Annotated in this window: 8 protein-coding genes and 1 tRNA gene; 3 read left to right on the top strand and 6 right to left on the bottom strand. The window is 45.4% G+C overall.

Annotated elements, in window-relative coordinates; genetic code table 11:
* Positions 1-12: 12 nt before the first annotated feature.
* The 6 genes from HMPREF0671_RS11035 to HMPREF0671_RS11010 all read right to left on the bottom strand — a co-directional run bounded on the left by HMPREF0671_RS11035 (position 13) and on the right by HMPREF0671_RS11010 (position 8,554).
* Positions 13-94: transfer RNA gene (locus HMPREF0671_RS11035), tRNA-Leu, on the bottom strand.
* Between the two features lie 55 nt (positions 95-149).
* Positions 150-1,163, bottom strand: coding sequence for a S41 family peptidase (locus tag HMPREF0671_RS11030; RefSeq protein WP_052053030.1), 1,014 nt, complete (start codon positions 1,161-1,163; stop codon positions 150-152).
* Entirely contained in the window at positions 1,160-1,984 is an 825-nt protein-coding gene (locus tag HMPREF0671_RS11025) for a DUF3316 domain-containing protein (protein ID WP_369793993.1), read from the bottom strand. Before HMPREF0671_RS11025 ends, HMPREF0671_RS11030 begins: the two co-directional genes overlap by 4 nt.
* Positions 1,968-4,676 (bottom strand): DNA gyrase/topoisomerase IV subunit A, encoded by a 2,709-nt coding sequence (locus tag HMPREF0671_RS11020; protein ID WP_036900619.1) that lies wholly within the window; start codon positions 4,674-4,676, stop codon positions 1,968-1,970. The genes HMPREF0671_RS11025 and HMPREF0671_RS11020 overlap by 17 nt, the downstream gene beginning before the upstream one ends.
* Before the next feature lie 261 nt (positions 4,677-4,937).
* Entirely contained in the window at positions 4,938-5,987 is a 1,050-nt protein-coding gene (locus HMPREF0671_RS11015; RefSeq protein WP_036900618.1) for a ribonucleotide-diphosphate reductase subunit beta, read from the bottom strand.
* A gap of 47 nt (positions 5,988-6,034) precedes the next feature.
* Positions 6,035-8,554 carry a ribonucleoside-diphosphate reductase subunit alpha gene (locus HMPREF0671_RS11010; RefSeq protein ID WP_036900616.1) on the bottom strand — a complete coding sequence of 840 codons (2,520 nt, stop codon included), beginning with the start codon at positions 8,552-8,554 and terminating at the stop codon, positions 6,035-6,037.
* A gap of 356 nt (positions 8,555-8,910) precedes the next feature.
* Between HMPREF0671_RS11010 and HMPREF0671_RS11005 the strand changes: the two genes are divergently transcribed.
* The 3 genes from HMPREF0671_RS11005 to HMPREF0671_RS10995 are packed head-to-tail and all read left to right on the top strand — an operon-like array spanning position 8,911 to position 10,985.
* On the top strand, positions 8,911-9,378 hold the full coding sequence (locus tag HMPREF0671_RS11005; RefSeq protein WP_036900614.1) for a radical SAM-associated putative lipoprotein: 468 nt from the start codon (positions 8,911-8,913) through the stop codon (positions 9,376-9,378).
* Between the two features lie 41 nt (positions 9,379-9,419).
* Complete coding sequence (locus HMPREF0671_RS11000) at positions 9,420-9,905, top strand: radical SAM-associated putative lipoprotein (protein WP_036900612.1); 486 nt, start codon at positions 9,420-9,422, stop codon at positions 9,903-9,905.
* Positions 9,906-10,985, top strand: a complete 1,080-nt coding sequence (locus tag HMPREF0671_RS10995; protein WP_036900610.1) for a TIGR04133 family radical SAM/SPASM protein — start codon at positions 9,906-9,908, stop codon at positions 10,983-10,985.
* Positions 10,986-11,063 lie beyond the last annotated feature (78 nt).

The following is an 11,063-nucleotide window of genomic DNA, read 5'->3' as shown; positions in this document are numbered from 1 at the left end:
CTTTACCTTTCGTGCGCCTGATAGGACTCGAACCTACACAGCGTGAACTACTAGATCCTAAGTCTAGCGCGTCTACCAATTCCGCCACAAGCGCATTTGCGAGTGCAAAGATACATATTTATATTTAGAAACTGCAATTTCCTACGAAATTATTTTGCCAATAATTGTCGGGCATACTCAATGAGCGTATCACGTCCACGTGCGAAATCCGCCGTCGATTGGTGTACCGTATGGTCTGGTTCGATACCAAACTCTGTGTCTTTTTTATCCTTATCGTACATGGGACAAGCACTGAATCGTACGCCCCAACCATTGGGTAGCTCACTGGAGAAAGGCAATCCGGCACCACCACCTGTGCGGTCTCCCACCACCACGACGTTCGGACAGCACTTCATATACTTCACAAACTCGTTGGCAGCACTATACACCGAACGGTTTGTCAGCACCACTACGGGTTTTTGCCATCTCACTCCTTTGCTTGGAGAGAGAGTCTGTTCCGTCATCGGCGAGAAGTCGTTGTGTCCCGGACCAGTCTTATGATGCATATAACCGACGAGTATTTGCTCGTTGGTGAAGCGTGCAGCCAACTCCTTAGCACTCGTCATCATGCCTCCGCCATTGTTTCTTATGTCTACAATGAGGCCTCGGCAAGTTACCAATGCCGACAATATATTGTCGAGATTTCCGCTTCCGAAATCGCGATTAAAGGTGGAACAACGCACGTAACCTACGTTATCGTTGAGCACGCGATAGCTCATTCCGTTTGAAATCTTATAGTCTTTCCCCAAATAGATGGACAGCAATGAGTCGCTGAAGTTTTTCGGATAATCTTCATGCCAGCTCCAATTGCGTGCCAGATCGAACGCTGTAAATAGATTCACATGACCGTCTTTCAACTCCGATAACATGTTGGCCAATACCTCAAACAGTTGTGTTTGCGACATGTTGTTGTCTATCTGTGGCGCATAGCGTGCGTGTACTTCGTTCCAATCTACCTTTTTATAAGAGAAGAAACAGTAGTGCTCATCCATGATTTTCCACAATGCTTCGAAATTACCTTGCGGAGTTTGGGCAAATTCTTCTTCGTCTACGCATGATGAAAAACAATATATCATGCACAAACAGGCGGTCAGAAGCGATATGAAAGGGTGTGGATTCTTCATTTCTTTGCAAAAGAGAAACGTTTGACAAAGCCCACAATGAGGGCGTGGGTATAAATGTGTGTCTTCAAATTGTTCACATACGACTGCTGGAAATCGCCTAAATAACCGGCTCGTATGGTCGTTCTGCCAAGTTTATAATCGAGTGTCAGCATCTGTCGCAAGGATGGAGTAGAGACCGTTGTAGTCGGCACGATGTTATGATCGTAGTTCCCCTCCGAGAATATCTCGTAATAAGCTTGTCCGTAAGCGGGACTAAACATGAGGCCAACGAGCGGTACTGCCACTTCATAACGTACGAAAGTGGGGCGTCCATGCAGTATAAACTGGTAGCTGGCGACGGCTGATGGCTGCAAATTGATGTAGACACGGGCTTGTGCCGGATTGTTTCCGTTGCGGTTATTATAAATAAATCCCACGTTGGTATCAGCCATTCCGCCGAGTTTGAGGTTTAATTTATGATTGGCAAAATGCCAATTGTAATGCCACGCATAGCAGAAGTTGCACATGCCAGCCATCTCAGTTCCGTTGCCGGCGCGATTTCCTGCGAACGCCACATCGCCTTGTATGGTAATCTCGCGCGACCATTTACTATAGTTAGGTTCGCGTACCGACTGCCACATCAGGCGTAGTTCGGTGCCTCGATACTTCTCTGGAGAGAGATAGGTGTCTAATAGATTGGTCGTACCTACGCCCACCATGAAGGCATTTAAAACCTTCATGGTATCGCTTTGTGCTTGCATTCCGATGGTCCATAGGCCACTGATTAAGCACAAAACAACCTTCTTGACCGGTTGGGATAGCTTGCTATACATCCACATCATCGAACAAACTCAACTGTCCGGTAATCTCATCTCTCACCTGTTGTTCGCTTTTTCCTGCATCAGGATCAAGGTCTTCGTCTTCCTCTTCTTCCTCATTGGTATCTTGAGATTCAGTGTTTTGAGGTTCTGGGAAGCGCGTTGGCTCCAACTCTTGAATCTCTTCCACCTGCCAAGTGGTAATACGTTTGCCCTTGGCCTTGAATCCTTTGACGCCTACAAACTGCTCTGCGTCTATTTCAAGTGGGGCACGTGAGCCGTCGGCACCACCGAAGTTGACTTGTATACGAGGGTATACCGTGTCGGTAAGCAACACTTCTTTAGACTCCGGATTTTCTCCTAGATAAGTCTGTCTGCGCTTTGTTGCTTCGAGCATGAAGCGTTTCAGATATGGATAATTCTGATTGTCGGCATCGAAGACCACCGCTGTCCACACCTTCTCCGGCACATATTTCTCGATGATACGAATGTTGTCTTCGTAGTGATTGTTTGCATCGAAGTCGGTAATATAGTATTCTCCGTTGTCAAGAACGACGAGAATGCTGTCGTCATCGTTGAATTCGCCGAGGAAACGTCCATGCTCGTCGTAGTTAATACGGTTCACATCGGGGTCGAACCATACCTTGCGACCACCCAAAGTAGAGTGTCCGCGATTCTTCAAACCGATGCGATGAACTTCTTCTTTCACCAAAAGATTACCGCGAGATGCACGTCCCTTAATCTTCACTTCGGCAAAATCTTTCTCTCGGAACAGGCGTGTACGCACCTTCTTCTCGTTCGGTTCGAGTGTAATCTTTATTACTTCGGCCTCTCCGTTGGGGTTGGCTGTCATGTACATAACCTTAGATCCCGGTGTACCGGCAGTTAAATCATACTCTCGATCGCGCGTTACGCCCAACACGTTGAACCGTTTGATGTAGTAATATCCCTTCTTTCCATCGCGATAGACGACGTTGTAGACTGTTCGTCGGTCGTTGCGTTTGAACACTTGTAGGTGGATAATGCCCTTACCCACGAACATTTTGTCGGTTACTTTGGTGATGCGATACTTGCCATCTTTAAAGAATATGATGATATCATCAATATCTGAGCAGTTACAAACAAACTCGTCTTTCTTCAAACCTGTACCCACGAAGCCTTCTTGGCGGTTGATATAGAGTTTCTCATTGGCCTCTACTACTTTGGCAGCTTCAATGGTATCGAACGAACGAATCTCAGTTTTGCGTGGATATTGCTTGCCATATTTCTGCTTGATAAAGTCAAACCAGTTGATGGTAACGTCGGTCATGTGAGCCAAATCATGCTCTATGTCCTTGATTTCGCCTTGCATCTTGGCTATCAGTTCATCGGCTTTATCCTTGCTGAACTTCAAGATACGTTGCATTTTTATTTCCATCAAGCGCATGATATCGTCGTGTGTCACCTCGCGAATGAACGTAGGTTTGAAAGGCTCCAGCCGCTTGTCAATGTGTTTCACGGCTGCATCCATGTTCTTAGCCTCCTCAAATGCTTTGTCTTTGTAGATGCGTTCCTCTATGAAAATCTTCTCTAAAGAGGCGAAGAACAGCATGCCGAGCAACTCGTCTCGGCGTATCTGTAGCTCACGACGCAATAATCCCATCGTGGAGTCTACACTGTGGCGAAGCACATCACTCACAGTGAGGAAGCAAGGCTTGTTGTCTTCAATGACACAACAGTTGGGCGAGATATTCACTTCGCAATCGCTGAAAGCGTAAAGTGCATCTATCGTCTTGTCGGAAGAGACACCCGGAGCTAGATGTACTTGTATTTCTACGTCGGCAGCAGTATTGTCGTCCACCTTCTTAGCCTTGATTTTTCCTTTTTCAATAGCTTTCAGAATGGAATCGATGAGGCTGCTGGTGGTCTTGCTGAACGGTATTTCTTTGATCACAAGTGTCTTGCTGTCGAGCTTTTCTATCTTGGCTCTTACTTTCAAGGACCCACCACGTTGCCCGTCGTTGTACTTACTTACGTCGATAGAGCCACCGGTAGGGAAATCGGGATAGAGTTGGAATGCTTCTCCACGCAGGTAATTGATGGCGGCATCGCATATTTCATTGAGGTTATGTGGCAGCAGTTTGCTACTCAATCCCACAGCGATACCCTCGGCACCTTGCGCTAATAGCAATGGAAACTTGACCGGTAGAGTGATTGGTTCTTTGTTACGCCCGTCGTAAGAGAGTTGCCATTCGGTAGTCTTCGGATTGAAAACTACATCGAGAGCAAACTTCGATAGACGTGCTTCTATATATCGTGATGCAGCCGCACGGTCGCCCGTGAGGATGTTTCCCCAGTTCCCTTGTGTGTCGATGAGCAAATCTTTCTGTCCCATTTGTACCAATGCGTCGGCAATAGAAGCGTCTCCATGAGGATGGAACTGCATGGTATGTCCCACGATGTTGGCCACCTTGTTGTATCGACCGTCGTCCATGCGCTTCATAGAGTGTAAGATACGTCGCTGAACGGGCTTCAAACCATCTTCTATATGGGGCACGGCACGCTCCAGAATCACGTAAGAAGCATAGTCAAGAAACCAATTCTTGTACATGCCACTCAGGTGATGTACGGCCGAAGCATCAAACCTGTCGGCAGGCTTGTAGTCGTTTCCTGTGTTCCCAACAAGTGTGTCTTCCGAATTCTCCGATAGTTCGTTGTCTCTTATCTCGTCGTCCATAGAAATATGTTTTCCTTATAATTATAGCGTCAAAGTTACGAAAAAAAACTTAGAAACAAGAAAATATCAGTGGTAGGAAGGCTATTATTGATAAATTGCAACGGCTTGTCAGCGATGCTGTTGAGGCTTTTCAGCATCATTGCCTAGGCTATGCAGCGATGTTGTTTTGACCTTGCAGTCGGGGCATAAAGAAATTGATTTATTGTCAAGTAGATGTGGTATACGATAAAAGGCGAACCATTGGGTTCGCCTTTTAGATTGTTACAAGTCATCGATGAGTGCCGTACTCTTGGCATAGGCCGTACTTTTGGCCTCGAAGAAGTCGGTTTTCACCTTGTTGGCGTTTGAATATTGTGCCACCCATTGCATATCGGCTGGTTCCGAACGATTATCTTCGAAGAGGTAACCGAATCCCAGACTGTGCCAACGCAGGTTGCCTAGATAGCGTATGTAGTCGGAAACCATCTGCTGGGTGAGTCCTTGTACGTTATCGCCAATGACATATTGCCCCCAAGCTATCTCTTGTCGGATGCCCTCGCGCATCATTTCCTCGTACACAGCCATCTTCTCTGACGTGAAGAGATCGGGTTCTTCTTGCTTCAACTCTACGATGATGTTGCGGAAAAGCCATAGATGGGTGTTCTCGTCGCGGTTGATGTAGCGAATCTCTTGAGCCGAGCCCGACATCTTACCGTTTCTACTAAGATTGTAGAAAAACATGAAGCCACTGTAAAAGTAGATGCCTTCGAGGATGAAGTTGGCCATACATGCTTTCATCAAACGGAATTTATCGCGGTGGGCTTGGAACTCGTTGTAGCAGTCGCCGATAAATGTGTTGCGTCTCAACAAGTGTTCGTCGGTCTTCCACTGATAGAGTATGTCGTTTCGTTCTTCGGGCGAACAGATGGTATCTAGCATGTAACTGTAGCTTTGGCTGTGCACACACTCTTGGAAAGTCTGTATATGTAGACAGAGATTTACCTCGTTTGCGGTGATGTACTCACTGATGGTGGGCAGGTTGTTGCTCTGTAATGAGTCGAGAAACACGAGAAAACTCAATATCTTATCGTATGCCGTGCGCTCTGCTTGAGGTAGGTTGGGGTAGTCTTTGGTATCTTGTGTGAGGTTGATTTCTTCCGGAATCCAAAAGTTGTTCATAGCCTGACGATACCAATCGCTTACCCATGGGTAGCGCATATTATTGAAGTCGTTGAGGTTAGTAGAGTTCCCACCTATCATACGGCGTAGTCTTAGGTCGGTGTCTCCTTGTGGATTGAAAAGCGCGTTGCGCTGTAACTGATTATTATCCATATCGTTTATTTTATCAATTCGGTTTATAGGGTGATGGGGTCGTGGGATTATGAGGCACAGCTCTCGCACTCTTCAACCTCCAACGACTTGCTGCGTACGTAGTAAATGGTCTTGACACCGCTCTTCCAAGCAAGCAGATAGAGGTCGAGTACTTGGCGCATGGTGTAGTCGTTGGTAATATAGAGGTTCATGCTCTGGGCTTGGTCTATATGGCGTTGACGGATACCCGATGCCCGTACGCTCCACTGTTGATTGATGTGGTAGGCACCTTTATAGAGCCAGTATGTGCGGTCGGAGAGGGCAGGAGCCACACGTGGAAGCATGGCGCCCTTTTTCTCTTCTAAGAAGAAACGCTGCATGATGGGGTCGAGTCCGGCTGTCGTACCCGCAAGTATGCTTGTACTGCTGGTTGGAGCAATGGCTAATAGATAGGCGTTGCGCATACCTTGGTCGGCAACCTTTTGACGGAGTTGCGTCCATTCTTCCGATTTGTAATCGCGTTTGTCGAAGTATGCCCCTGTCTGCCAGTCGCTTTCGTCGAAGTATTGATACCGCCCTTTCTCCTTGGCTAGGTCTGAACTGGCAGAGATGGCTGCATAGTTGATGGTTTCAAACACTTCGTCCATGAACTCTAGATGGCGGTCGCTCTCCCATTTAATGCCTCTAGTGGCCAGCGCATGATGGTAACCGCTCACGCCGAGACCTATACTGCGATAGCGATGGTTGGTGATTTGGGCGTAAGGAACGGGATAGAAGTTGAGTTCGATGACGTTGTCGAGCGCACGAATGACGGTGGCTACCTTGTCGCACATAGCTTCTTTATCTTCCAAAGGCAATCGGCCGAGCGACAGACTGGCAAGATTGCATACTACGAATTCGCCCGGTTTGACTGTCGTTACCACCACTGTTTCACCGTCTTTGGTTTGTATCTCGCGACTCACTTCGTCGATGGAAGCCATGTTTTGAGCAATCTCGGTACATAGATTAGAGCAGTATATGATGCCTTTATGCGAATTGGGATTGGCTCGATTCACGATGTCGCGGTTGAAAGTGAAGGGAGTTCCGGTCTCAACGGCAGAGCGGAGGATAAGCCTTACCAAGTCTTTGATGGTGATGATGCGGCGTGAGATGCGGGCGTCGTCTATACATTCTTGGTATCTGCGTTCCCATTCTTCGCCGTAATAGTCTTCGAGTGAATAGCCCTTGACGCGCAAAATCTCGTTCGGACAGAACAAGTACCAGTTTTGGTCGAGGCTTTGTTCGGCCATTTTCCAGAATAAATCGGGGTAGCAGATAGCCGGGAATATGTCGTGAGCTTTCATGCGGTCGTCGCCATTATTGGTGCGTAGCTGCAGGAATTCGGGTATATCTTTGTGCCAAGCATCCAGATATACGGCCACAGCTCCTTGTCGCATGCCCAGTTGATCTACTGCCACAGCGGTGTCGTTGACCAATTTCATCCATCTGATGACGCCTCCGGCTACTCCCTTAAAGCCACGGATACTGCCTCCGGTAGCCCTTACTTTGCCGAAGTACATGCCCATACCGCCACCGAATTTGCTTACCTGTGCAAAGTTGTCGATGCTGCGATAAATGCCAGTGAGGCTGTCGGGGACTGTATCGATGAAACAACTGGAGAGTTGGTGGTTAGGTTTGCGAGCGTTGGAAAGGGTGGGGGTGGCCATTGTCACTTCCAATTTACTGAGCAAATGGTATATTTTCTCCACCCACATCAAGCGATTTTCTTTCTCCGGCATGGCTAGATGGAGGGCTATACCCATGTACATCTCTTGTACACGCTCAATAATTCGACCGTCGTAAGTGCGGATAAGATAACGCTTGGCCAGCAAGTCGAGCCCACTATAATTAAATAGGTGGTTGCGCGATTCGACCATGAAGCCCTCGGCTTTGGCTATCTCTTCTTTGGAATAGTTGTCTAGTATGTAGCTGCCGTAGAGTCTCTCGTCTGTCAGGTAGCGCAATTTCTCGTAGAAAGTATTGATTCCTAACTTCCTTTCTTCCTCTTCAATGCCTCGGTTTATTTGGAAGTTGAGCAATCTGCCTGATATCATTTCCCACATCGGACTTTCTGCCGTGGTAAGTTCTACGGCCGCTTTGATGAGCGCGTTGAGTTTTTCTTTTTGGCTCATGAGGGGTTTTGAGAAACTTACAAACTTATCTGATAGAAGTGTGACGCTGTACTCTGCCTCGCGAAAGTCTTGACGAATGCCGTTGAGAACCTCTTCTATGCCATTGTCACCGATATTGAATGCGATGTTCCTAATGTATTTTCGCTGCTCGTTTCGTTGCCATCTGAAGAGGATATAACTTTTGGCTTCGTCGTAGAAACCGTGTTCCATCAAAGTCTTTTCTACCTTGTCTTGAATGTTTTCAACATCTCGTTTGTCGCCATGTTCGTTGAGGTAGCATTCTACCTCGTTTGCCATAGCTTCGATTTCTTGCTCATGTCGAAGATTGTTTACGCTGTTGAAACTCTTCTTGATAGCTGATATTATTTTTTGTAAATCGTATATTTCGATTTTACCATTCCTTTTCTTGATTTCCATTATTGCTGTTTTAACCTAAGTCGTTGATGTTAAATTGGTTATGCTTTGGTTGCTGTTAAACTCTTATTAGACTTTTAAATAAGATCTATTCTATTTCGTTCAACTTTCGACAAAGTTACGTAAAAAAAGTTATCCAATTGAGAAAACAATTGAAAAGTTTTGTAATGATTACATCTTCTATTATTGTTGTTCAGATAATGTGAACACTATTATGTTTTGTTCTTGCTCTAGAGGTGGTGCTGAAATCAGTTTTTAACAAGATTAAAAAAGTATAAAGAGGGGCGAAAAGTTGGAAATAGGGCGCAAGATTTATTATTTTTGCGATTATAACAATAGAAAACTTTAATAGAAGAAACATGAAAATAAGGCTTAATCATTGGTATAGTGCAATTCTTGCTTCGCTGATTTCGCTGCTCGGTTTTGAATCTTGTGATTCTACAGGTACTGAGGAATATGGTACACCAATAGTGTCTTATCAAGTGAAAGGAAACGTGAAAGGAGACACGGGAAGCGATCTAAGAGGAATTCAAGTGACAATAAAAAGTCGAAATTATCGTGAAACGCAGGGGAGAGATACGGCTTATACCGATGCCAATGGTAATTTTGAGATGAAGAAGTTAAAGACTTATGGGGAGTCATACTTGAAGAATGAACTTGTTGTAACGTTTGAAGACGTGGACGGCGAAGCCAATGGTGGTACGTTTGAAAAGGACTCTTTGAAAGGCATGCAGGTCACTATTGTACAGAAGAAAAAAGGAGAGCATTGGTATGGGGGTGATTTTGAGGTGACAGCAGATAAGAAATTAACTAAGAAGTCGAAGTAGATTCACTCCTTATTATAATAGTAACATTTAATGAATTGACCATGAAAGTACAATTTACACATTGGTATAATGCTCTATTGGCAGCATTGTTTACCCTGTTAGGATTTGGTTCTTGTAGCAAATCTTTAGACGACCCTGATGGACCAATGATTTGTGAATATGGCGTTCCTAATATTTCATTCCAAGTAAAAGGACAGGTAAAGACGGAAGATGGAGCTCATATCAAGGGCATACGAGTTGTTGCAATACCAACTAATAACTATTTGGGAGGACGCGATACCGTCTATACAGATGCAGAAGGGAAATTCTCTACTAAAAAGTTGTATAGTTCTAGTGAAAGATATTTAAAGGAAGACCTTGTCGTTATGTTTGAAGACGTGGACGGCGAAGCCAATGGTGGCACGTTTGAAAAGAGCTCTTTGAAAGGCACGCAGGTCACTATTGTGCAAAAAGAAAAAGGTTCCGGATGGAATAGAGGGTACTTTGAGGTGACAGCAGATAAGAAATTGAAGAAACAAAAGAAGTAAATGAAAGCAACACCTCTATCATTTCGCCGTAAAGTGGCATTGGAATTGTGGCGCAAAATGCTCAATCAAAAGGTGGAAGAGCATCCCTTGCGCCAGTTGTTTTGGGAATGTACGTTGCGTTGTAATCTTCATTGTAGGCACTGTGGAAGCGATTGTAAGGTGAAGATGGAGGCTAGGGACATGCCGAAAGAAGATTTCTTGCGCGTGTTGGATGGCATTGCTGCCAAGCAAGATCCGCATCAAGTGTTCGTTGTCGTGACTGGTGGAGAGCCTTTGATGCGTGAAGATTTGGAGGAATGTTGCGCTGCTATTTATGAGAAAGGATTCCCTTGGGGTATGGTGACTAATGGGTTGTACTTGACACAAGAACGTTTCAATAAGTTACTGGATGCCGGATTGCATTCCATCACCGTGAGTATGGATGGGCTAGAGGAGGATCATAACTGGATGAGAGGGCACAAGCATAGCTTTGAGCGAGTCTCTTGTGCTATTGATATGATGGTGGCTGCCTATCCATTGGTGTTTGATGTGGTGACTTGTGTGAACCGTCAAAACTATGGAAAGTTGAATGATATCAAGGAGTTTTTGATTGCTAAGGGTGTTAAACTTTGGCGTTTGTTCAGTGTATTCCCTGTGGGTAGGGCTGCCTATGACCCAATGATGCGCCTTACGAATGAAGAATTCAGAGGACTTTTTGATTTCATCAAGCAGACAAGAAAGGAAGGACGAATCCATACGAGTTACGGTTGCGAAGGATTCTTGGGCAACTATGAGGGCGATGTACGCGATAATTTCTTCTTTTGTAATGCCGGTATAACGACCGGATCGGTACTAGTTGATGGTTCCATCTCGGCTTGTGCGAGTATTCGTGCCGACTATCATCAAGGCAATATTTATGAAGATGACTTCATGGAAGTGTGGGAAAATCGATACCAACCCTATCGTAATCGTGAGTGGATGCGTAAGGATGAGTGTGCCGATTGCAAGTATTTCCGCTATTGTAGAGGCAATGGTATGCACTTACGTGATGGTAATGGTAAGTTGTTATTGTGCCATCTAAAACGTCTACAAGCAGTATAAATCACTTACAGGTGTTATTAAGATTTTATGAAAGGGTAAGAACCTTTCCCTATTATATATAATGTAAGAATGAGAAAT

The sequence above is a fragment of the Prevotella sp. S7 MS 2 genome, assembly GCF_000762865.1.
In the GTDB taxonomy this organism is placed as follows: Bacteria; Bacteroidota; Bacteroidia; order Bacteroidales; family Bacteroidaceae; genus Prevotella.
The sequence above is the reverse complement of the archived record's forward strand: the minus strand, read 5'-3'. Positions and strand labels throughout refer to the sequence as shown.

Bases quoted from the DNA above. Each gene is read 5' to 3' on its own strand.
- HMPREF0671_RS11030 (WP_052053030.1), bottom strand. From the start codon at position 1,163: ATGAAGAATCCACACCCTTTCATATCGCTTCTGACCGCCTGTTTGTGC.
- HMPREF0671_RS11025 (WP_369793993.1), bottom strand. From the start codon at position 1,984: ATGATGTGGATGTATAGCAAGCTATCCCAACCGGTCAAGAAGGTTGTT.
- HMPREF0671_RS11020 (WP_036900619.1), bottom strand. From the start codon at position 4,676: ATGGACGACGAGATAAGAGACAACGAACTATCGGAGAATTCGGAAGAC.
- HMPREF0671_RS11015 (WP_036900618.1), bottom strand. From the start codon at position 5,987: ATGGATAATAATCAGTTACAGCGCAACGCGCTTTTCAATCCACAAGGA.
- HMPREF0671_RS11010 (WP_036900616.1), bottom strand. From the start codon at position 8,554: ATGGAAATCAAGAAAAGGAATGGTAAAATCGAAATATACGATTTACAA.
- HMPREF0671_RS11005 (WP_036900614.1), top strand. From the start codon at position 8,911: ATGAAAATAAGGCTTAATCATTGGTATAGTGCAATTCTTGCTTCGCTG.
- HMPREF0671_RS11000 (WP_036900612.1), top strand. From the start codon at position 9,420: ATGAAAGTACAATTTACACATTGGTATAATGCTCTATTGGCAGCATTG.
- HMPREF0671_RS10995 (WP_036900610.1), top strand. From the start codon at position 9,906: ATGAAAGCAACACCTCTATCATTTCGCCGTAAAGTGGCATTGGAATTG.